The 20,937-nt window shown below is 65.2% G+C and carries 21 protein-coding genes and 1 tRNA gene; 8 read left to right on the top strand and 14 right to left on the bottom strand.

Features of this window, described 5'->3' with window-relative positions:
* Positions 1-237: 237 nt before the first annotated feature.
* On the top strand, positions 238-1,653 hold the full coding sequence (locus tag AB0B64_RS42910; protein WP_358185493.1) for an MFS transporter: 1,416 nt from the start codon (positions 238-240) through the stop codon (positions 1,651-1,653).
* A gap of 166 nt (positions 1,654-1,819) precedes the next feature.
* Here the strand turns inward: AB0B64_RS42910 and AB0B64_RS42915 are convergent, their stop codons facing one another.
* Positions 1,820-3,604, bottom strand: coding sequence for a bifunctional metallophosphatase/5'-nucleotidase (locus tag AB0B64_RS42915; protein WP_358185496.1), 1,785 nt, complete (start codon positions 3,602-3,604; stop codon positions 1,820-1,822).
* A gap of 108 nt (positions 3,605-3,712) precedes the next feature.
* Between AB0B64_RS42915 and mshD the strand changes: the two genes are divergently transcribed.
* Complete coding sequence (gene mshD / locus AB0B64_RS42920) at positions 3,713-4,681, top strand: mycothiol synthase (protein WP_358185499.1); 969 nt, start codon at positions 3,713-3,715, stop codon at positions 4,679-4,681.
* Here the strand turns inward: mshD and AB0B64_RS42925 are convergent.
* From AB0B64_RS42925 to dcd, 3 genes are all read right to left on the bottom strand, one after another.
* Positions 4,614-5,618 (bottom strand): inorganic phosphate transporter, encoded by a 1,005-nt coding sequence (locus AB0B64_RS42925; RefSeq protein WP_357959007.1) that lies wholly within the window; start codon positions 5,616-5,618, stop codon positions 4,614-4,616. The genes mshD and AB0B64_RS42925 overlap by 68 nt on opposite strands.
* Positions 5,619-5,623: 5 nt before the next feature.
* A complete protein-coding gene (locus AB0B64_RS42930; protein WP_225294450.1) occupies positions 5,624-6,241 on the bottom strand; it encodes a DUF47 family protein in 618 nt (205 codons plus the stop codon).
* Positions 6,242-6,979: 738 nt separating this feature from the next.
* A complete protein-coding gene (dcd, locus tag AB0B64_RS42935; RefSeq protein ID WP_357959004.1) occupies positions 6,980-7,555 on the bottom strand; it encodes a dCTP deaminase in 576 nt (191 codons plus the stop codon).
* 99 nt (positions 7,556-7,654) lie between these two features.
* Here dcd and AB0B64_RS42940 point away from each other — a divergent pair.
* Positions 7,655-7,725, top strand: a tRNA-Gly gene (locus tag AB0B64_RS42940).
* A 105-nt stretch (positions 7,726-7,830) separates the two neighbouring features.
* On the opposite strand, the gene AB0B64_RS42945 is transcribed toward AB0B64_RS42940, so the two are convergent.
* From AB0B64_RS42945 to AB0B64_RS42985, 9 genes are all read right to left on the bottom strand, one after another.
* Positions 7,831-9,168, bottom strand: a complete 1,338-nt coding sequence (locus AB0B64_RS42945) for a site-specific integrase (RefSeq protein ID WP_358185502.1) — start codon at positions 9,166-9,168, stop codon at positions 7,831-7,833.
* The gene (locus tag AB0B64_RS42950) at positions 9,168-9,374 is read right to left on the bottom strand and encodes a helix-turn-helix domain-containing protein (protein ID WP_357958999.1); all 207 of its coding nucleotides are present in this window, start codon (positions 9,372-9,374) and stop codon (positions 9,168-9,170) included. Before AB0B64_RS42950 ends, AB0B64_RS42945 begins: the two co-directional genes overlap by 1 nt.
* Before the next feature lie 11 nt (positions 9,375-9,385).
* Complete coding sequence (locus tag AB0B64_RS42955) at positions 9,386-10,927, bottom strand: replication initiator (protein ID WP_358185774.1); 1,542 nt, start codon at positions 10,925-10,927, stop codon at positions 9,386-9,388.
* 29 nt (positions 10,928-10,956) lie between these two features.
* Complete coding sequence (locus AB0B64_RS42960) at positions 10,957-11,109, bottom strand: hypothetical protein (RefSeq protein WP_358185505.1); 153 nt, start codon at positions 11,107-11,109, stop codon at positions 10,957-10,959.
* A 111-nt stretch (positions 11,110-11,220) separates the two neighbouring features.
* Complete coding sequence (locus AB0B64_RS42965) at positions 11,221-12,513, bottom strand: FtsK/SpoIIIE domain-containing protein (protein WP_358185508.1); 1,293 nt, start codon at positions 12,511-12,513, stop codon at positions 11,221-11,223.
* An 86-nt stretch (positions 12,514-12,599) separates the two neighbouring features.
* Positions 12,600-12,902 carry a hypothetical protein gene (locus tag AB0B64_RS42970; RefSeq protein WP_358185511.1) on the bottom strand — a complete coding sequence of 101 codons (303 nt, stop codon included), beginning with the start codon at positions 12,900-12,902 and terminating at the stop codon, positions 12,600-12,602.
* Positions 12,899-13,174, bottom strand: a complete 276-nt coding sequence (locus AB0B64_RS42975; protein WP_358185514.1) for a hypothetical protein — start codon at positions 13,172-13,174, stop codon at positions 12,899-12,901. Before AB0B64_RS42975 ends, AB0B64_RS42970 begins: the two co-directional genes overlap by 4 nt.
* Positions 13,174-13,584, bottom strand: a complete 411-nt coding sequence (locus tag AB0B64_RS42980; RefSeq protein ID WP_358185517.1) for a plasmid replication, integration and excision activator — start codon at positions 13,582-13,584, stop codon at positions 13,174-13,176. Before AB0B64_RS42980 ends, AB0B64_RS42975 begins: the two co-directional genes overlap by 1 nt.
* Before the next feature lie 501 nt (positions 13,585-14,085).
* Entirely contained in the window at positions 14,086-14,826 is a 741-nt protein-coding gene (locus AB0B64_RS42985; protein ID WP_358185522.1) for a GntR family transcriptional regulator, read from the bottom strand.
* A 773-nt stretch (positions 14,827-15,599) separates the two neighbouring features.
* On the opposite strand from AB0B64_RS42985, the gene AB0B64_RS42990 reads away from it, so the two are divergent.
* The 5 genes from AB0B64_RS42990 to AB0B64_RS43010 all read left to right on the top strand — a co-directional run bounded on the left by AB0B64_RS42990 (position 15,600) and on the right by AB0B64_RS43010 (position 19,661).
* Complete coding sequence (locus tag AB0B64_RS42990; protein WP_358185525.1) at positions 15,600-16,472, top strand: DUF5919 domain-containing protein; 873 nt, start codon at positions 15,600-15,602, stop codon at positions 16,470-16,472.
* Positions 16,469-17,293 carry an inositol monophosphatase family protein gene (locus AB0B64_RS42995; RefSeq protein WP_358185528.1) on the top strand — a complete coding sequence of 275 codons (825 nt, stop codon included), beginning with the start codon at positions 16,469-16,471 and terminating at the stop codon, positions 17,291-17,293. The genes AB0B64_RS42990 and AB0B64_RS42995 overlap by 4 nt, the downstream gene beginning before the upstream one ends.
* Positions 17,294-18,371: 1,078 nt before the next feature.
* Positions 18,372-18,737 (top strand): hypothetical protein, encoded by a 366-nt coding sequence (locus AB0B64_RS43000; protein ID WP_358185531.1) that lies wholly within the window; start codon positions 18,372-18,374, stop codon positions 18,735-18,737.
* A 328-nt stretch (positions 18,738-19,065) separates the two neighbouring features.
* On the top strand, positions 19,066-19,296 hold the full coding sequence (locus AB0B64_RS43005) for a DUF433 domain-containing protein (protein ID WP_358185534.1): 231 nt from the start codon (positions 19,066-19,068) through the stop codon (positions 19,294-19,296).
* The gene (locus tag AB0B64_RS43010; RefSeq protein WP_358185538.1) at positions 19,293-19,661 is read left to right on the top strand and encodes a DUF5615 family PIN-like protein; all 369 of its coding nucleotides are present in this window, start codon (positions 19,293-19,295) and stop codon (positions 19,659-19,661) included. The genes AB0B64_RS43005 and AB0B64_RS43010 overlap by 4 nt, the downstream gene beginning before the upstream one ends.
* 441 nt (positions 19,662-20,102) lie before the next feature.
* On the opposite strand, the gene AB0B64_RS43015 is transcribed toward AB0B64_RS43010, so the two are convergent.
* Positions 20,103-20,573, bottom strand: coding sequence for a hypothetical protein (locus AB0B64_RS43015; protein WP_358185541.1), 471 nt, complete (start codon positions 20,571-20,573; stop codon positions 20,103-20,105).
* Positions 20,574-20,937: the final 364 nt, after the last annotated feature.

Here is a 20,937-nt window from a genome sequence, read left to right on the forward strand (position 1 = left end):
GATTGAATCGGTCATTTTGATGATTGTATCGAGCAGATTTGATTGTCAAGTCTCTGCGCGAACCGCTCATCGATATGAGCGTTTAACTCGGAACGACGCCCTGATTGCGCGTTTGTTTCCAGGTCTTGACAGCGAGGTTGCGTGTAACGAGCATCCTGTTAACCACACCACAGCACGGCAGGCTCTGAGCGAAACGATCAAATTGGTGCCGTGCCGTAATCTCGCGAGGAGGTCAGCATGGTGAAGCACGAGACCGCCGCAGCGCCACGATCACCGGCTCCCGACAGGGGCCGGGCGACCCGTGTGCGGTGGGTGGTGGCGGCCTTCTGCTTCGGCGGACTCGCCATCAACTACGTCGACCGGGCCGCGCTCTCCGTCGCCCTGCCCTTCATGACGCAGGACCTGAGTCTCACCCCGACCGAGCAGGGGCTGATCCTCAGCGCGTTCTCCTGGACGTACGCGGTGATGCAGCTGCCCGCGGGCTGGCTCATCGACCGGTTCGGCGCCCGGATCATGTACGGGGCGTGCGTGCTGTGGTGGTCGGTGTTCACCGGGCTCACCGCGCTGGCCAGCAGCTTCGGCGTGCTGCTGGGCTTCAGGCTCGGCCTCGGCATCGGCGAGAGCGGCGCCTATCCGGCCAGCGCCAAGGCGGTGTCGCTGTGGTTCCCGCCCAGTGAGCGGGGGAGGGCGACCGCCTTCTATGACAGTGGCGCCCGCATCGGGTCCGCGCTGGCGGTGCCGATCATCACGGCGATCATCGCGGGGTTCGGGTGGCATGCGGCGTTCGTGGTGATGGCCGCTCTGGGGGTGCTGTGGACGATCGGGTGGTGGTCGTACTACCGCTCACCGAAGTCCCACCCCAGGCCTAACGCCGCCGAACGCGCCCACATCACCGGCACGTCCGCCGTTGCCTCGACCGGCACGTCTGTCGAGAGCTCGTCCGCTACCTCGCCCGGTGCCTCCGGTGGCGCCCCGACCGGCGAGTCCGTCGGTGCCACGGCCCGTGCTTCGGCCGGTGCCTCCGCCGCGCCGGAGCGGCGTGGGAGCGTGGCGTGGTTGCTGCGGCACCGCGTGGTCTGGGGCATGATCGGCGGCTTCTCCTGCCTGAACTTCGTGGTCACCTTCTTCCTCACCTGGTTCCCGAGCTACCTCGTCCAGGATCGCGGCTTCGACCTGCTCAAGCTGGGCTTCTTCGGCATGATCCCCGGCCTGACGGCCGTGGCGGGCGGCTGGGCGGGCGGGATCGCCGGTGACTGGCTGCTCAAGCGCGGCTGGAGCCTCACCAGGACCAGGAAGACCTGCCTGGTGGCGGGCATGCTGCTGAGCTCCACTGTCGCGGCCGCCGTCCTGGTGGAGAGCGCCGCGCTGGCACTGGCCCTGCTGAGCATCAGCTACGCCGCGATCGCGTTCGCCATCGTGTCGCTCTGGTGCCTGCCCGCCGACGTCGCGCCCGCGCACCAGGTGGCCACGCTTGGCGGGCTGCAGAACTTCGCGGCCAACATCGCCAGCGCGCTCAGCCCGATCGTCATCGGCGCCCTCGCCCAGGCCACGGGCTCGTTCGTGGTCCCGCTACTGGTGACCGGTGTGGTGGCGGTGCTCGGCGCACTCTGCTTCGGCCTGCTGATCCGCAAGGTGGAGCCGATCGCCGGCTGACCGTCGGGCGAAGAAGAGCGTCGGGCGAAGAAGACCGTCAGGCGGAAGAGAGCGTCAGGCGAAGAAGGAGGAAGGGCCCGCTTCTCGTTTCCGAAGCAGGCCCTTCACATAAAGAGGGGCCCGCTTCTGCGTTAGAAGCGGGCCCTTCGCTAGTTCGCTAGGTTCGCTAGGGGGTTACGGTGATGCGGGTCGTGGCGGGCGGGGCGATCGGGTTGTCGCGGCCCAGCTGGTCGACGAAGGCGTCGATGTCCAGCGGCCCGCTCCAGAGGTCCGTACCGTCCTTGAAGCCCAGGAAGGCGTCACCGCCGCCGACCAGGAAGTTGTTCGCCGCGACCCGGATCGTCTGCGCGTCCGTCACCGCGACACCGTCGATCTTCATGTTCGACACCTTGGACCCCCACGCCGCGCCGCTGCTGTAGGTGTAGGTGAAGTTCGCCGACGGCTGGAGGATCTTGGTGAACGGCTGGGCGTTCGGCCCGCCGGTGAACTGCTGCTCCAGGACCGTCTTGAGCTGCGCGCCGGTCAGCGTCACGACCTGCATCAGGTTGTTGAACGGCTGCACGGTGAACGCCTCGCCATAGGTGACCACGCCGTCGCCCTCGCCCGCCGCGGAGCCGGCGAAGGTGAGCGAGGCCCGAACGCCACCCGGGTTCATCAGGGCGATCTGCGCGTTGCCGCCCGTCTTGGTGGCGGCCAGCTGGCCGTCGGCGATGAGGTCGCCGAGCGGGGACTCGCCGCTGGGGGCCGCGGTGTTGGTGATGTCCGCGGTGATCCGGCCGACGGGCTTATTGGCGACCGGGGCGACCCGGTCCTTCCAGGTCTGCACGAAGGCGGAAATTTCGGGATCCGGGGTGACCGTACGAGTCACGACCTGGTTGTCCGCCACCACCGAGGCGCGGTCGATGTCCCGCGTCTTGACGTTCACGTTGAGATCGACCTTCGTGATGACGCGGCCGAACGAGCCACCCTGCGAGTACAGGCGGTCCTGACCGGCGGGGTCCTTGACCTTGCACAGGTACGCCTGGTGCGAGTGGCCGCTGAGGATCACGTCGATCTCGGGGTCGACCTGCGTGGCGATGCGGTTGCCCGCGCCCGGGACGGCGCTGCAGGCGTCCGGCGACTGGCCCGCGGTCACCTGGTCACCCTCGTGCACGAGTACGACCTGGGCCTTGACACCCACCAGCTTGAGCAGCTTGGACGCCAGGTTCGCGGCCTTGACCTCATCCACGAACTTGAGGTTCTTGATGCCCTCGGCGGTGACGATGTTCGGGGTGGTCTGGGTGACCAGGCCGATGAAGCCGATCGGCACGCCGTTCATCCACTTGACGCTGACCGGCGGCAGGGCGGGCACGCCCCAGTCGCTCATCAGCTTCTTGACCTGGCTCTGCGGCGCGCCCAGCGCCGCGAGCGCGTCGGTCTTCTCGTTCGGGTTCTTGAACAGCACGTTGGCGCCGACGTAGTCGTACTGGGCGCCCTTCCACGTGCCGGCGGGCGAGCACCCGTCCACCGGGTGGCAGCCGCCCTTCATGATCCGGCGCAGCTCCGTGTATCCCTCGTCGAACTCGTGGTTGCCGACCGCGGCCACCTTGAGCCCGATCTTGCCCATGAACTCGACGGACGGCTCGTCGTGATAGGCCGCCGAGATCAGCGGGCTCGCGCCGATCAGGTCGCCCTGGGCCACCGCGATCGTGTTCTTGTCGCTGAGGGCCTTCATGTGCGTGGCGACGTACGCGGCGCCGCCCGCCTCGACGGTGGCGCCGTTCTCGTCGACCATCCGGCCGGAGGATCCGGTCGGGGGTTCGAGGTTGCCGTGGAAGTCGTTGAGCGCGAGCAGCCGTACCGGAACGGTCTTGGGTGCCTTGCTCGCGTTCGCGGGGGCGGTCGCCGCGGCGAACCCGCCCGCGGCGACGGCTCCGGCCAGCACAAGCCGGAGGAGGGAACGTGGGGTCATGGCCTAAGACGTTACGGCCGGAACCTATGCAGCCAATGTCGCAAAGGTAACGATTCATCGGCCCGCCACATGGCGTTATTTGCCAGCAGTACCCCTAGAGTTCGGACTGTGACAGCGCACGTGGAGATCAGACAACGACTTGATGACCGCGAAATCACTCAGGTGCTCGGCGTGGTGGACGCGGCGACGGAGGCCGACGGCGTCCGCCCGCTCAACGAGCATGTCATGCTCCACCTGCGCTATGGCGGTGATCCGCAGGCCCGTTCCCTGCTCTTGTACGACGACGATGAGGCCTTGGTGGGCTATGCCCACATAGATCCCACCGATGAGGTCGAGGGTCCCAGCGGCGAACTGGCCATCCACCCCGCCCGCCGCCGGAAGGGGCACGGTACGCGGCTGCTGCGGGCCGTACTCGAGGTATCGGGTGGCAGCCTGCGCCTGTGGGCGCACGGCGATCATGAGGGCGCGGGCGTCCTGGCGGCGTCGGCGGGGTTCGAGCGCGTGCGCTCGCTCTGGCAGATGCGCCGGTCCCTGTCCACGCCGCTACCCGCTTTCGAGATGCCTGAGGGGGTACGGCTGCGCACCTTCGTACCAGGTCAGGACGAGGAGGCGTGGCTCAAGGTCAACGCCGCGGCCTTCGCCCACCACCCCGAACAGGGCGCCTGGACCGCGAGCGACCTGCGCCAGCGCGAGCAGGAGCCCTGGTTCGACCCGGAGGGCTTCTTCCTGGCCTTCCGTGATGAGCGGCTGGCCGGCTTCCACTGGACCAAGATCCACGGCTCGTCCGAGCACGGCCACGAACCGATCGGCGAGGTGTACGTCGTCGGCGTCGACCCCTCCCAGCAGGGCACCGGGCTGGGCAAGGCGCTCACGCTGGCGGGTCTGGACCATCTACGCGCGCGTGGCCTCGCCCAGGCGATGCTCTACGTGGACGAGGCCAACACGGCGGCGATCCGCCTGTACGAGTCCCTGGGCTTCGACCGCTGGGACGTCGACGTGATGTACGCCGTTATTCCACCACCCAGTGCAGGGCAAAGTAGGACACCGCTGCCACCAGAGCCGCAGCCGGAATCGTAAGGATCCAGCCGGTCACGATGTTGCCCGCGACGCCCCAGCGCACGGCCGAGAGCCGCTTGGTGGCGCCGACGCCCATGATCGCCGAGGTGATCGTGTGCGTGGTGGAGATGGGCGCCCCGAACCCGATCGCCGCCGTGTACAGAACCACTGCCGCCGCGGACTCGGCGGCGAAGCCCTGTGGCGGGTCGAGCGCGATGATCCGGCGGCCCAGCGTACGCATGATGCGCCAGCCGCCGGAGTACGTGCCGAGCGAGATCGCCCCCGCCGACGCGAGGATGACCCACTGCGGGATCTCCGACCCCGGGCTGATGTAGCCGCCGACGACGAGGGACAGGAAGATGACGCCCATCGTCTTCTGCGCGTCCTGCAGGCCGTGGCCGAGCGCCATCGCCGCGGCCGAGACGGTCTGCGCGTAGCGGAAGCCGCGGTTGGTCTTGCCGGGCTGGCTGTTGCGGAAGATCCAATATATTGCGATCATGATCGCGCCGGCCAGCGTGAACCCGAGCAGCGGCGAGAGCACCATCGGGACCACCACCTTTTCCAGCACGCCGTCCCAGTGGACGGCGCTGGCCGACGCGAGGGCCGCGCCGACCAGGCCGCCGATGAGGGCGTGGCTGGAGGAGGAGGGCAGGCCGAAGTACCAGGTGATCAGGTTCCAGCAGATGGCGCCGATGAGCGCCGAAGCCACGATGACCAGGCCATGCGAGCCGTCCGGCGCGTCGATGATGCCCTTGCCGACGGTCGCGGCGACCTGGGTGCCCAGGTGGGCACCGATGAAGTTCATCGCGGCGGCCATGAACAACGCGGCCCTGGGAGTGAGCGCGCGAGTCGAGACCGAGGTCGCGATGGCGTTCGCCGCGTCGTGGAACCCGTTGGTGTAGTCAAAGGCCAGTGCGATGACGACCACGCCGATGACGAGGGCGAGCGAAAGGTCCACAGAGGTTAGCTTTCCTTGACCGCGATCGACTCGACCGTGTTGGCGACGTGCTCGAAGGCGTCGGCCGCCTCCTCAAGGGCGTCGACGACCTCCTTCATCTTCATGACCGTCAACGCGTCGTACTCACCGCTGAACAGCTTGGCCAGCAGCCTTCTGTAGACCTGGTCACCCTGGTTCTCCAGCCGGTTGACCTCGATCCAGTACTCGTTGAGGTTCTTCATCGACCGCAGGCGCGGCATGGCCTCGGCGGTCAGCTCGGCGGCCCGCTCCAGCACCTCCACCTGGCGGACGACGTCCTTGGGGAGGTGGTCGATCTGGTAGAGCACGATGAGGTCGGATGCCGCCTCCATGGCGTCCATCACGTCATCGAGGTTCGAGGCGAGGCGGTAGATGTCCTCACGGTCGAACGGAGTGATGAAGCTCTCATTGAGGCGGTTCATGATCGCATGGGTGCGTTCGTCCCCGGCGTGCTCGCAGGCGCGCATCTTTTCGGCCAGGGTTTCCCTGTCCGATCCCTCACTAATGATCTCGACCAATAGACGGGATGCCGTGACCAGGTTGTTCGCGGAGTCGGCGAACAGGTCGTAGTAGCTGTCCTCACGTGGCGTGAGACGCAGGCGCACGTCGTTCTCCAGATGTGCGGGGATGGTCCGTGGTAGAGAGTACGGGTTACCAGGAGAAATGCGAACTTCATGTCCCCTTCTCCTACTGGCTACCCTTCGTATGGTGTGCGACACCGGGCCGGTTGGTAGTTTGGTTGCCCTTTTTCCACGGCGGGGTGGGGGAGACTTGGCCGTGGGTTTCGGTCACCGCTTGTCCAGTCCATCTTGGTGACATTTCCGGACCACCGCTAGTCCGGTCGTGGGTCGTTGGGGCGTGTCTTCGGACGTCTTGCGGCCTCGGACGTCTTGTGTCTACTGGCAGGCACATCGCCGCTGCTCATGGGTTGGACGCTGGAGACGCGCTGCTCTCCGCAAGCCGCCCGCCAGTTTCCAGAGGCGCCCCCGTCAGCTAGCCGAGGCCCGCCAGTACTCCGGGGGACGCCCGCCGACCACCTGAGACACGCCCGCCAGTTTTCCGAGGGCCCACCCGCCCGAGAGGGTCATCTGAGGGATCACCCGCCCAAGGGAGGCCAGGTGGTCCGTCCAGGAGACGCCCGCCAACTACCCCGAGGCCACTGCCAGCTACCCCGAGGCGCCCGCCAAGCTAGCCGAGGGGCCCTTGTCAGTTTGCCTGGGGGCCGCCCGCCAGTACTGCGGGGGACGCCCGCACCCCAGGCAAGCCCCAAACAGCACAGAACAGCTCGCCCTCAAACACCCCAGAGCATCCGACCTTCGTCAGAGACCTTCATCGGATCATCATCAGATCTTCGTCCGATGGAAGTTCCGGAACGACCGGGAGGGCGTCGGCCCGCGCTGCCCCTGGTACCGCGACCCGTACTTCGACGACCCGTACGGATGCTCAGCCGGCGAACTCAACCGAAACACACACAGCTGCCCGATCTTCATCCCCGGCCACAGCTTGATCGGCAACGTGGCCACATTGGACAGCTCCAACGTGACATGCCCACTGAACCCCGGATCGATGAACCCGGCAGTCGAGTGAGTCAACAGCCCGAGCCGCCCCAGCGAACTCTTCCCCTCCAGCCGCGACGCCAGGTGATCAGGCAGGCTGATCACCTCGTACGACGAGGCCAGCACGAACTCCCCCGGATGCAGAATGAACGGATCATCCCCTTCAGGCTCCACCATCCGCGTCAGATCCGGCTGCTCCACGGACGGATCGATATGCGGATACCGATGATTCTCAAACACCCGGAAGAACCGATCGAGCCGGACGTCGATACTGGACGGTTGAATCATGTCCCGATCGAACGGATCGAGGGCAAGCCGTCCCGAGTCGATCTCGGCCATGATGTCGCGGTCAGATAGCAGCACGCAGAGCAACCTACCGCGTGCCGGTGGGAAACTCGGGGGGCACGGCTGGCTGATGTGGGCCGAGTTTCCGCTAGAGTGGTGGTCGCGGCTACGGCCGATGCGGGTGTAGTTCAATGGCAGAACATCAGCTTCCCAAGCTGACAGCGCGGGTTCGATTCCCGTCACCCGCTCTCATAGCGAAAGCCCAGGTAGACCGATGGACTCGGTGCCTGGGCTTTGATCTTGTCTAGGGTTGTTGATCTCCGCGTGCCATTAACGTGCCATTAGGTCTGCGATCAGCCGACCGGGACGAGCACGCCAGGCGGGTCATCCTCGTTGTCTTCGCGTGCCCGTTCATGCCTGATCAAGTGCTTGTCGATCGCTTCCGTGATCATCTTGTCGGCACCTCTGACGGCGTGCTGGTAGATCATCGCGGCCCTGACGTTGTCGTGACCCATCCTGGCCATCAGGTCCTTGAGCCCAGCCCCGGACTCTGCGGCGATCATGTTCCCGGTGTGGCGGAGATCATGAAAGTGCAGACCAGGAAGGCCGAGCGCGCGTACGGCCTCCGTCCAGCCGGACAGCTTGTTGAAGCCGCTCCGCCGCATAGGACCGCCCTTGATGCCCGCGAACACGAGAGCGCCGTGTTCTGGCTGGACGAAGATCTGCAGGTGCTCCCGAAGCGCCGGGATGATCGCCTGCGGGATGCCGACCACGCGCCGGCCAGCCTTGGACTTCGGCGGCCCGAGCACCAACTCACCGGTGGAGCGCTCGACATAGGCCGCCTTGACCCGCACCGTTCCGGCGTCGAGGTCGATGTCACTGCGGGTCAGCGCGGTGATCTCGCCCCATCGCAGGCTCGCGAAGGTGGCCAGCAGGACGAAGGCCCGGAAGCGCCGGTTGTGGGTGCCATCGGCCTGCCCTTTGTCGAGCATCTTCCAAAGAGCCTGCTCGGCCGCTGCTCGTGTGGCGAAGACCTCGGGATGAGTTCGCATCTCACCATGTCGCTGGAGCCGGAGCCGGTACGCCTTACCGGACTTCCGGATGTTGCCGATAGGGCGACGCCCGATCGCATCGGCCAGGGCGAAGACCTGAGACACGGTGAGGACGGGCCGTTCCTCCGCCTTCTCGTCACCGCCCCCGCGGATCCTGCACGGGTTGCGCGAGATGAGCCGGTCGTCTTCGGCCGCGGTCATCAGGACGGCGCGCAGCAGCCGGTAAGCCTTGGCCGCCATGCTGACCGAGACACCCTTGCTCAGAAGATCAGCACGCCACTGCCGAATCATCGCCGTCGAGAGCTTCCCAATCGGAACCGCGCCGAGATACGGCGTGATGTGCTTCTTGAGCAGCCACCGATAGAGGTCCACGGTCCTTGGCCGGAGGCCGGGGCGCTGGTCGATCCAGATTGCCGAATACTCAGCGAGCTTGATCTTGCTCCGCTCCGGATCCGTCCACTCACCGGAGAGGATCTGCCCCTCGATCAGGGTGAGCGCCCTATCCGCGTCGCCCTTGCGCTCGTAGGTGTCTTCTCCGGTCCTGATGCGCCCGTCCGGACCGGGGTAACGGATCTGGAACCGGCCGGAGGGCAGCTTCCGGATGTTGCCGAAACGGCGATGGTTGTCCTTGTTCGCCATCAGGCGGCCCTCCCGGTTGCGTCGAAGGTCGTCATGGGCGCGACGGTGCCCGCGACGACGAAGGCGATCAGTGCTGATTCACGGATGCGGACATGCCGCCCGACCTTGACGAACTCGATGCGACGTTCGGCGATGAGTCGGCGTACGAAGCGAACTGAGGTGTGCAGCAGTCTGGCCGCCTCTGGCACGGTGAACAGTTGGTCCAAGGTCGCCTCCTTCAGGCCGCTGGTTGAGTTGCCGAAAGATTCTGTTCTTCGAGTCGTTGCAGGTGAGCACGCCAGCGTTGGCGCTCTGCGACGGATCGGAGCAGCCGGACGCCGATCGGGGCGAGATCGGGGTCACCGGCCTTGATGGGACGCCAGACGTACCGATGCGGGTCGGGTGTCTCGTCCGGTTGTCCGAGAGCCTCAAGCACCCAAGTGCGGCGATCCTGCTTGTGTTCTGCCAGCGTCTTGTTCGACCACTTCCGGCTGACCAGGACGCGACGGCCCGCGTAGCCGAGGTGTTCCGGCTTGTGTGCCTTGGACCGGCAGTGGCCGGGCACCATCCCGGCTTTGGCGGTCTTGGGCTGCACGCCGTACCGCAGCCAGTTAGGGCAGGTGGGCGAGCACGGCTCGTAGCGCAGGGCATCGACGAAGCGGGCTGCGTGCTGCCGCTGTGCCTGTCCATCCAAGGTCTCGCCGAGGCTCTTGGTGAGGTACTTGGACAGGTACCGGATGCACTGGTCAGCGTCCGGCGACCCGGCGAGCAGGCCCTTGACGTCCACTTGATCGCCGAAGCGGATCACGTGCATGGGCTCGTCGCCGAGCTGGTCGAGAGCTTCGTCCCAGGTGGGCAGGACCTCGCCCGTGTCAGGGTCGAGGTAGCCGATGCCGTCGTTCCAGACGGGTAGGTGCTCGCCCTCGAAGCATGCTTCGTCGGCCTGGGGCCACCAGACCTGGTGATAAGTGGCCGCCGCTATCTGCTTGATTTCAGCGCGTGGGAGGGTGCCCCGGATGGCCATGTGCAGGTGCGGCGCGAGCCGCTTCTGAGGCTCCACAGTGGCGAAGTACTGCACGTCATAGCCCGCCACCCGGCGAAGATTCTGCACGAACCGGTCCACGAGCTTGGAGAAGTGCAGCGCATCGCGGGCCGCCCGCACGTAGTCGTAGCCGTCAGGATCGACGGGCGCGCCGTTCATGACCTTGCCGTAGCTGGGCAGGGTGAGCGTGACGAACAGTGAGGGCCGGTAGATCTTGCCGTCCGCAGCCTCGAAGGTCCGCCCCAGCGTGGTGCTGGCCATCTTCTGCTTGGGCAGGTCCGGTGCGTCCTGACGGCGCTTGGTCGAGCGGACCCGCTTGGAGGCCGTACGACCCAGTACGTTCCCCCGCATCCCAGCCTCGTTGATCTCGATGTCGAGCCCGGTGAGCACGGCGTCCAAGTCGGTGGTGTCGCCGCCGGCCTTTTCTTCGCTGTCCCGCTTCGCCTGCATGTCAGCCCGGAACTCGACGAGCCAGCGCTGTCCGTCGGTCGGCTCGTCGGGCGTGATGATGGGCTCCTCGTCGAGGTGCCAGCCCTCACGGCACTGGGCCATGCGGAGTTGCCGGTTGCGCTTCGAGCAGGGAGGGCACTTGCTCTCCAGCGGTGAGCCGCACGGGACATCGACGACCTCTGTCTTGCCGGTGGTCACGTCGAGCCGCTTGAGTGCGATGGGACGGATGCAGACGCCGTGCAGCTTGGCGATCTCCTCGGCCACATCGCGGGCGAGCGGTTGAGCCATGCGGACAGCGCGTGGAGTCTTGCGGTCGGTCAACGGACCTCCTCTCCGATCTCGGGGAAGATGAGCGCGGCCTGTCCGCACTCGCGGCACTCGACCAGGCCCCGCAGCAGGTCGAGCCGCAGGACATTGAGCGCGCCGCAAACAGCGCACCGCAGGCCATCGAGGAAGTGAGCGAGCGTCATTCGACCTCACCGACCATCGCGCGGATGTCCTCGTCGGAGACGTACGCCGCCCGGACGCGAATCGGATCGGGACTGGTCTCCAGCCGGACGTAGCCGACGCCAGCGCCCCTCTCAGGACGAGGAGAGATCAGGTCGGCCAGCGCGCCGCGATCTCTCGCCCCGTCGCCGAGAACCATGTCCACCTGCTCCGACTCGTCGAGCCGAAGGGCGATCTTGTCCGGGAAGAGGTTGCGGATGTTCATGACCTCCTTGCGCGGGTCCTGAAGAGCCGCCAGGACGCCGAAGCCGACCGCGCCCCTGGGTGGTCAGCGTGGCCAGGGCAGCGGAGATACGCTGCCTCAGCTGCTTGTCGGACTGGTACGCGGTCAGGAACGCCACCTCGTCGACCACGACCAGAACGAATGGATGGTCGAGGGTCGGCATGTGCGAGCGTTGCGCCCCGGCGAAACGAGCCGCGCGCTTCTGCATGACGCTCACGGCCTCGTCGAGCAGGTCAGCACAGTCAGCGGGATCGGCCGCGTACCGACCGCCGAAGAGCGCCTTGCCGTACGACAGCTCCATCAGCTTCGGATCGAGTGCCCAGACCTCCACCAGGCCCGCCCGCATGGCAGGCAGGAGCCCACGCACAGCTGACCAGATGATCGACCCTTTACCCGCCCCGGTGGCACCTGCGACCAGGACGTGAGTCCCGTGCACCCGGAGCAGCCAAGCAGAGCCGTCCTCCTGCTTGCCGACCTCGACCGGTCCCACGGTCGGCATATCGGAAACAGGAAGTGCTGGTATCGGTGTGGCCAGCGGATCACGGCGTGGGAAGGTCAGCACGAGGCGACCGGCCTTGGCCACCGAGACCCGGCATGACTCCGAGCCGAAGCCATGGGAAAGGTTCTCGATCTTGTCGGTCCACTCCTTGACCGCCTGGCCGTCGAGCATGCGAACGGTAACCCGATCGGCCCACGAGTCGCAGGTGACCTTGACCAGCCGTGGAACGTACTCCCGCCCGCGAATGCGCCGTGCCAGACCGGAGACGGTCATGACCGGCTGCCAGTGTCGCCGGTAGATCCAGAACCAGCGTGCGAACGCCATCAGCCGCCAGCCGACCCACCGCGCGAACGTGGGCCTGTCGAGGACCGCCCAGGCGAGCAGCCCGGCGAGGACCGGAGTGATGAGCAGCAGCGCGACGCGCCAGCCGTACGCGAAACAGAGCGCGCCGGGAACTGCGGCCACGGCCAGTGCGATCGGATGCCGCCAGATGAGGCGAACCAGAGCGGCGACGAACCGCGCGGTGAAGATGATCAGAGTGATGATCGCCGGGGTCTGGACCACGGCCGGTTTGAAGACCACCGCCGTGTCAGGGGTGGTGGAGACGATGCGGTGCGGCTCGTCGCCGGGCAACCTCTTGAACATTAGGGTGAAGTCCTTCCAAGCATGTGGTGTGTGCGGAAGACCGAGGGGCCGCCGGAAGTTGCCGCTTCCTGCGGCCCCGCTGAACATCAGGCCGCCTCGTCAGCGGTGGCCTTGGCTGTCTGCTCGGAGTGCAGTCGCTCGCAGTCGCCCAGGTATCGAGCGGCGGCGTTGAAGATCTCGCGAGCGACGGTGAGGTCCTGGTCTGTCACCGGGCCTGCGGTCGAGACGGTCACCGAGCCGTCCGAGGTGTCCAGGTCGAAGCAGGGGTTGCCCGTCTCGCCCAGCCAGGCACGAGCCCGCAGGTCCACCGAGTTGAAATAGACGCTGACTCGCGAGGGCTCGCCCCGACGCATGGACATCGTGATGTAGGTGTACGGCTTGAGAGTCATCGGCCCGCCACCCCCAGTCCGTTCGGCAGGCCGTGGAACATGCGCTCCACCGCGCCGGCGAACATTGCGGCCTCGCGCGCCAGACTCCGAGCGAACTCGACGTCGTCGAGGGTGACGTGATCGTTGGCTGAGGTGGTGATGAGCACCTGCGTGCCGAAGAAGACCAGCCCCAGGACGGGCGATCGCAGTGGATAGGGATGGTTGCGTACGTCGGCGCCCTGACCGGCCTTGAGATTGATCGTGCTGGCTGGGAAAGCCTTGCGCCGCCCCATCACGCCGCGTCCTTGGTCGCGGTCGTCTTGGCAGCGGGACGAGGAGCCCGCATCTCGCGAACCTTGATGGAGTACGCCAGCCGTCCGGCCTGGTTGACGTACGGCGTGACCGCCATGTGGTCGAAGTCCACCGGCGTGAACGGCAGCCCCGGCACGGGAGCCGGAGGAACCGGCTGCACCGGGCTGAGGATCTTCACGGCCACCGTCTTCTGAGCGGCCTTGAGCGACGGGTCCGCGTCCATGACGGTGACCTGCCAGACGAGCTCGCCCGTCTGCTTGTCGCGAGCCTGGACGAAGCGCCCGTTGGTCGAGGCGTCGAAATCCTTGACGGGCTCGACCTCGCCAACGATGTAGCAGCCGTGCGGGAAGACCATGTCGAACGTAACGGGGATGGGACCTTGCAGTGCCATGAGGCTTGCTCCTAGCTAGTCGTCTTGTCGCTAACTCGTCTTGTCGAGTTGTCATGAAGGTACCCCGCTTTCGAGCACTCGACAACACGAGTTGGCGACATTTTTCTTGGAGTCAGGTGGTGCACGAGAAGATTGAGGAGAATTGCGCCGAATCGTCCTACGCGAAGGGAGCGCGATGGCTCGGCAGATGTCCGCGCAGGAAGCGGTGCTCAGCCTAATGTCCTTGGCTTATCTCGAAATTCGGCATATGGCGCGCATGCGACAGCCTCGACGATTGCCGGACGGCGAAATTCCCGCCGACTTCGTTGAGCAAATCGGGCTAATTGCGGATCTATGCCATAATCTACCTGGCGATTTCCAGCCTCGTGGAAGAAGGGCGCGCGAGAAGCGAGCGGTCGCGAGCTTGAAGTTCTTCCTACGCAGACCGGAGGGCCACCACAGCCGTTGGGTCCAAGAGCAGTTATCGGACCTGGGATACGACTACTCGCACCTGCTTGACGATTAGAGCGAGTACGCGTCCTCCAACTCATGAAGGTCGCCGGGAAGCACCAGATCAACAACGAGTACAGGGCGTCCGCCACCGTTGAAAACACTCGCCAACACCCCGAGGACGGGCGTGGTCTTGCGTATTTCGAGAAGCTTGGCCTCGTCGCTCAAAGGGTGTCGAGCGCTCAGCCGTTCGACGACGTGCTGCAACTTGAGACCCTTCGCAGTCTGCAGATGCTGCCTGATGCCGACCGACAGCTGTCCCGTCTCACCGAGTTGCGTTCCGTCGGCCTGATGAGCCGGACACCAGAGGGTGACCAGGTCTATTGGCCGCTCAGCATCGCGGAACAGGATCCGCCGGCGAATCACGGGGGATCCTTTGGGCACGTCGAGCAGCTTCGCCACGGTCGCATCGGCGGCGAAAGGTCCTGCGTCGATGACGGAACAGTTCTCGTCGGCCTCGGCCCGATCCAAGACAGCGCGTCCAGGGCGGGTGCTCTCTTCCGGCGATACAGGTGGAGTGGCCTTCACGAAGGAGCCCTTGCCGTGCTCCCTCTCGATGACGCCACGGAGCTGGAGCACTTGGAGCGCCCGTACGACGGTTGGACGGCTTACCCGGAAGTCGCGAACAAGCTGCGTCTCGGATGGCAGCAGCGAACCGGGAGGATAGGTCCCGTCCGCGATCTTCTGCCTGATCGCCTGCACGATCTGGGCGTACTTCGGCGGCGCGAACTCTTCAGACGACATGACGACCATCCAACAACTCGACTTGTCGTTAAGCCTAGTTCGAGTTGGACGGCTTGTCTTCCCCTCGGACGAGGAACGTTCGGCATGGTGGGGGACTATCTGACTGCGCAACAGACGTCCCCCACCAACCGAGACGCGACGGTCACGGGCACTCGGTATTGCCCACCGTCACGCCTGCCTTATCGAGCCCCGCCGTCGAGCAGAGCCAGCCAGACACGTTGTGCCTCGCTGAACCGCCATCGGTAGGTCTCACGGCTTTGCACGGATCCGCGGCTCCGCTGAGTTCTGCGGATGTAGGCCTGACCGGCTGCGTGGCAGAGCTCGTACACCGTGTCCACGCAGTCGCAGGTCCAGGCGGCCACGCGGACCCGGTCCTCCGCCTTGAAGGGCTCTCGCCAGACCAGGCGCATGTGATCCGGACGGGGAGGGGCGACATGGAAGCTGAGGCAGTGGGCAATCAGGCTCACGACAGCGCCCCTGCCTTTCCGGTCCCGTTGCATCGCCAGCAGTCGTCTCGGTGTCGCTCACCGGAAGAGGCGTCAGCAGGGTTCTCGGCCGCCACCAGGACGCGGCGCAGGCTCACGTACTTCCAGCCCCGCCCCGAGCAGGAAACACATCGCGCAGTCATGTGACGAGGATTGCCCGAGGCTCTGTCACGTCTCGATCGCTCCCAAGTACCGTCTGTGATCGGCTCGTTTCTGTTCGTCTCTTCTTTGTCTCGTCCTCGCTCGTCTCTGTCGCTAACCTGGGCCCATATGGCACCCCAGCCCGAGGCGCGGATCATGACTGACCAGCCGATCCTGTTGAAGACGCTCCTGACGCAACGCCACTGGCAGACATACAGCACGTTCTGTAAGGAGTACGACAAGGCGGCCAAGAAGGTGGACCCCTCGTTGCAGGGCGGTTGGCCGAGTCGTGCGCAGCTCCACCGTTGGCTGACCGGCGAACTCAAGGGCTTGCCGTACTCCGGCCACTGCCGTGTCCTGGAGGCGATGTTCCCCGGCAGGTCGGCCCACGAATTGTTCTCCACGAACACCGTCGAAGTGCCCACGCCAAGGGCAACGCCGGAGCCAGCCAGAAGCGCCGGCCCCGACGCCGAGCTCGGCGCCATGCCGCAGATGGCCGATGTGACCGCTGTCTTCAGCAGCCGCTCTGCTTTCTCCTCCGCCTATCCCGCCTCGACACTGTTCGACAGCGCGAAGGAGATCAATGCGGCGGGTCTGTCGCTCAACGTGCTTTGCCAGGGTTATCCCGATCACCAGCTCAGGCGCCTGCTGGACTCCGGCACCCGGATCCGGTGCCTCTTCCTCGACCCGAAGGGGCAGGCGATACGCGCACGCGAGGCGGAAGAGCGCTACACCGACAGCACGTTGACGACCCTTACGGCGCTCAACATCACCATGCTGACCAGGCTCCGCGACCGGCTCGACACCGCGTCAGCTCAGCGCCTCGAACTGCACGTCTACGACGAGACGATCCGGTTCAACCTCCTGATCGTGGATCGGGCGCTCTGCGTGGTGCAGCCGTACCTGCCGCAGGCCCGCGGAGTCGACTCACCTACCTTGGTGATTAGAGATAACACCGCTGCTGACGGCCTGTTTCCTGTCTTCGATCAGGTGTTCACCGAGATGTGGGAGCGGAGCATACCCGTATGACCATCGACGCCCGGTCCCTCCTCCCCATCGCTGAACAGGCTGTGTCGATGGCCAGCGAGATCATCCGGACCAAGGCTCCCGGTGTCGTCACTGCTAAGGGCGACCGGGACATGGCTACGGAGGTGGATTACGCCGTCGAACAGGCTGTACGCGAGTTCCTGTCCCGAGAGACGCCTGAGATCGGATTCCTTGGCGAAGAGGAGGGCGTCGGCCGCATTGGTGATGGTCTGATGTGGGCGCTCGACCCGGTGGACGGGACGGCCAACTTCCTGCACGGCATCCCACTCTGCGGCGTGTCTCTCGGTCTGGTCGATAAGGACATGCCCACGCTGGGGGTCATCGATCTGCCGCTGCTCGGCATCCGCTACATCGCTGCAGAAGGAGCAGGCGCCCAAGCCAACGGCTCCGACATCCGGGTGAGTGACGCCCGCACCTTGGAGGCCGCCATCGTGGCTCTCGGCGATTATGCGGTGGGGGAGGACGCCCTGGAGCGTAACCGGCCTCGCTTCGCTCTGACTCACGAGCTGGCCGCGCGGGTTCAGCGCGTTCGGATGTTCGGCTCAGCAGCGATCGACCTGGCGTGGGTTGCAGACGGCAAGATCGACGCCAACATCATGCTGAGCAACAATCCGTGGGACACCGCCGCAGGCGTCGTCATCGCCCGCGAAGCCGGAGCCACCGTGGTCGACATCGACGGCAGCCCGCACAGCATGACCGCTCACGCGACCATCGCCGCAAGCCCCAAGCTGGTTGCTGATCTCGTCGAACTCATCGCTGAGGCGCGCAAGGCTGCGAGATACAGCCAACGCACTGCCGAATAGCTCTTGTAGGTATCAAGCGGCGGCGCTCCGCGCCACCGTCGCGGCCCTGCGCTCGGCCGCACGCTGCGCGTGCGGCCTGGGGGCCGTTCTCGCGCACGGCCGTGCTCGGGCCGCACGAGATCGATCGCCGCCATGTCAGTTCTGCGCTACACGCGAGCAGTTCTGCCAGCGAAGTGGATCACTTGTTCACCGGTTGACAGCGTACGGCGAAAGCGAGCGTTCTTGCGGTATTTCGGCGTCTTCGGCGTGTCGGGTGCGTCAGGACGTACTCGTGTCGGCAGGATTGGTCACCTGAGAGCCTGGCCGCCAGCGAAAGCGAACGGCCCCCCTGCGCGAACAGGGGAGCCGCTCTCATGTCCAGCGCGTCTGTCAACGAGAGGACATCTAATCGTGAGTCTAGTCCGGCGATCTCCAGCGCCAAAGGACAACCCGCCGCGAGAGGAGCCGTCTCGGCTCCCTCTTCGCTGGGCCGTGATCTTCCTCGCTGGCACCGTTGTCGGTGTTTGGCTGGGAAGCACAACTGGCAATGTTGTGGCTGGAGTAGGGACAGCCTTGGTGGTGATCGGGCTTCTCCACACGATCCTTAGCTGAGACCACAGCGCCTCCGGCGGGGGCGCTCCGGCTCCGGGATGATCGGTGCGCGTGCCTGATGGCCGTAAGCGGCTGAGGTGGAAGCCTGATCATCCCGTCCGCCATCGACCCGGGACAAGCCGAGCAGACCAGGGCCACGGGTACCAGATCGTTCGTCCGTGGGGCGCTCCATCTGGCACCCGTGGCCCTGGCCCGCTTCCCCTTCGGGCGGGTCGACGGCACACGGGATGATCAGCCAGGCGAGGTGCGCGCGTCGCGCGGAAACACCAGGTCGCGGGCTGATCGTCGTGCCATTAGCGTGCCATTAAGGGCGGTAACGAGGGGTCAACCACGGTCACTCACGACCGGCCTCAGCCGCAGGTCAACGCCCCTACAAGCCAAGATCCCTGCAATTCCCAAGCTGACAGCGCGGGTTCGATTCCCGTCACCCGCTCCAAGCATGAGGCTGAACTCAGAGAACCACCCTCGATCGGCCTAGCATTGATCTGTGCATAACGCCCAGGTCGACGCCGAAGGCATTTGGTCCTTCCTCGGGACGAGCCTGCGACATCTCGCGCAGTCCGCAGGTGAGCAGCTTGAGTGGATCGGACCGGCGAGCATCGATGAACTGGCGCTCGACTTCGACGCGGTCTATCCCGCCGCATGGCCGTGCCGGGACGCGGGATGGATCTCCGAGGAACTCGACAGCACACTCGGCTATATAGACCGAAAGTTGATGAGCCTCACTGACGACGGTCCTTTAGCATGGACTCAAGAGGCCCTGCGCTCCCACCCTCACTGGGAAGAGATCAGAGGACTCGCTTCCCACGCTCTCGCCCACATGCCAGTGGAGCCGTGGAACAACTCACGTTGATCATGGGAATCATGGACTCTCTCCATCCAAGGCGTGCCCGTTGCGTGCCCGTTCCCCCGGTGGTCAGCGGGGAGTCACGGGAACTCACGGTCACTCGACCGGCATATGCCCAGGTCGGCGTTTCCCCTGCTCAGAGGACATGACCCTGAAAGACTTCCCAAGCTGACAGCGCGGGTTCGATTCCCGTCACCCGCTCCACAGAAAGCTCAGCTGGACCCCTGGTGCTTGCCGGTTGCCTTGATCTTCCTCATCTCTCTTCATGTCGCTGCGGTATCGCGGTCGCTAGCGCAGGTGCGAGCTGGCAGTATCGAGATGGAGGGGAGACAGCATGAACTTCGATCGGATCACTGTCGAGCTCGACAAGCTCGAAGGCAAACCGACCATCCGAGGGCTGCGAATCACCGTGGAGACGGTGGTACGGCTCGTCGCGGCTGGCTGGACCTTCGATGAGATCTTGTCGGATTACCCCGACCTCGAACGCGAGGACATCAAGCAGGGGCTGGAGTACGCGGCGGCCTCCACGAACGTCCACTTCTACCGCCTCCGAGAGCCGGCGTGAACTTCCTGATCGATGAGAACCTCTCACCGCGCGTCGCTGAACTGCTGACGAAGGCCGGTCACGATGCGGTGCACGTGCGCGACCTCCAAGCGACAAGTGCGCCGGACTCCACGATCATGGCCCTTGCCTTGGCGGACAGCCGGGTCATCGTCTCGGCGGATACGGACTTCGGCGCGCTTTTGGCTCAGGCCCGTACGACCAAGCCCTCGGTCATGCTCGTACGGGAGATCCTTGAGCTTCGACCGCCAGAGCTGGTGAATATCATCATTAACCACCTTGATGTCCTCGAATCTCACCTGTTGACGGGTGCGATCGTGGCCTTCGCCCCCGCAGGCATCAGGGTGCGAGCGCTCCCGCTCCGTTAAACAGAGACCACTTGACCGTCGTGCCATTAGCGTGCCATTAAGGGCAGTGACGAGGGGTCAACCACGGTCACTCATGACCGGCCTTAGCCGCAGGTCAACGTCCCTACGAGCCAAGATCCCTGCAATTCCCAAGCTGACAGCGGGTTCGATTCCCGTCACCCGCTCTCAGCGTGATGGTCCAGGCCGGATGCGGAATCCGAGGCCTGATGCTTCTTGATCGCCTCGTGCAGATCTTGGTGGAAGCGCTCCTCCCGAACTAGGCCTCGCACTCGCTTACGAAGCCCAACCTGTCAGTCATCGGACTGGTGACGGCGCTCCCAGATGCCGGCCTTCCTGCCTTTCAGCCAGACGGGTGGCACCCACATGCACGGTTCATCCTCTTCTCCGACGGTGCTTACCGCGCTCCCTGGCTCATCTTGTGGCGAGACGTCAAAGTAACCGTCATAGAAGGGCTCGGCGAAGGTCGCGGCCAATCGACTCCGCGAGCCACGATGCGAAGGTGATGTCCTGAGGAAAGAGCGCATGATCCAAGCAGCACAGGTTGGGATCCCATCCCCACATCGCGCCCTCAGGATCACGGCAATCCAGCAACGACGCGATTGCACATCCCCAGTCCAACAACTGGATCATGCCTGCCTGTCGTCCGTAGGACTCCGTGTGAAACTCCACAGCCGATTCAGTGATGTCCGGGAAGATATCGCTGCTCCAGAAGTCGTAGCCCCGTACACCGATGATGCCACCCCGAGGGCCGAAACCTCCGTTTCCTACCTCCAGATACAACCGCCGTAGCAGCAAAGGGAGCGGGTGCCCAATGGCCTCTTCAGCCTCAGCGACCGCCTCGGACGAGGCCACCGGTAGGACATCAGGCCCAGCGTCGGACCGTATCGCTTCGAAGATCTCATCCTCGGTCATGATCTGCACTCCGCCTGCGGGGATCGCTGGAGGAAGAACCTGAAGTCGTTCACGTCCATAAGGCTGCATGCTGCCAGCTTCGGCCGACAACGCCACAACATGAGGCATCGATCGCGTGCCAGATCCGTGCCAGAACAGGCGGACAGCCGCGGTCTCTCACGGTCACTCACGGGCAAGCAATCCGTGCTGACCTGCATCCCCGTTTCCCCAGCTCAGGACGCCAAGATCAGTAGCCGGTTCCCAAGCTGACAGCGCGGGTTCGATTCCCGTCACCCGCTCCAAGTAAGAAACCCAGGTAGCCAATGGATTCGGTGCCTGGGTTTTGTTGTTGTTCAGGGTTCTTGAGCCCTGTCTTTCGTTAAGC

It is taken from the genome of Nonomuraea sp. NPDC049129 (genome assembly GCF_040648495.1).
Lineage (GTDB): Bacteria > Actinomycetota > Actinomycetes > Streptosporangiales > Streptosporangiaceae > Nonomuraea.

Coding starts and splice junctions, on each gene's coding strand:
- AB0B64_RS42945 (WP_358185502.1), bottom strand. CDS start 9,168: ATGGCGAACAAGGACAACCATCGCCGTTTCGGCAACATCCGGAAGCTG.
- AB0B64_RS42985 (WP_358185522.1), bottom strand. CDS start 14,826: ATGGTCGTCATGTCGTCTGAAGAGTTCGCGCCGCCGAAGTACGCCCAG.
- AB0B64_RS42915 (WP_358185496.1), bottom strand. CDS start 3,604: ATGACCCCACGTTCCCTCCTCCGGCTTGTGCTGGCCGGAGCCGTCGCC.
- AB0B64_RS42995 (WP_358185528.1), top strand. CDS start 16,469: ATGACCATCGACGCCCGGTCCCTCCTCCCCATCGCTGAACAGGCTGTG.
- AB0B64_RS42960 (WP_358185505.1), bottom strand. CDS start 11,109: ATGACGCTCGCTCACTTCCTCGATGGCCTGCGGTGCGCTGTTTGCGGC.
- AB0B64_RS42975 (WP_358185514.1), bottom strand. CDS start 13,174: ATGGGGCGGCGCAAGGCTTTCCCAGCCAGCACGATCAATCTCAAGGCC.
- AB0B64_RS42955 (WP_358185774.1), bottom strand. CDS start 10,927: ATGGCTCAACCGCTCGCCCGCGATGTGGCCGAGGAGATCGCCAAGCTG.
- AB0B64_RS42910 (WP_358185493.1), top strand. CDS start 238: ATGGTGAAGCACGAGACCGCCGCAGCGCCACGATCACCGGCTCCCGAC.
- AB0B64_RS43005 (WP_358185534.1), top strand. CDS start 19,066: ATGAACTTCGATCGGATCACTGTCGAGCTCGACAAGCTCGAAGGCAAA.
- AB0B64_RS42980 (WP_358185517.1), bottom strand. CDS start 13,584: ATGGCACTGCAAGGTCCCATCCCCGTTACGTTCGACATGGTCTTCCCG.
- AB0B64_RS42965 (WP_358185508.1), bottom strand. CDS start 12,513: ATGTTCAAGAGGTTGCCCGGCGACGAGCCGCACCGCATCGTCTCCACC.
- AB0B64_RS42970 (WP_358185511.1), bottom strand. CDS start 12,902: ATGACTCTCAAGCCGTACACCTACATCACGATGTCCATGCGTCGGGGC.
- AB0B64_RS42990 (WP_358185525.1), top strand. CDS start 15,600: ATGACTGACCAGCCGATCCTGTTGAAGACGCTCCTGACGCAACGCCAC.
- AB0B64_RS43015 (WP_358185541.1), bottom strand. CDS start 20,573: ATGACCGAGGATGAGATCTTCGAAGCGATACGGTCCGACGCTGGGCCT.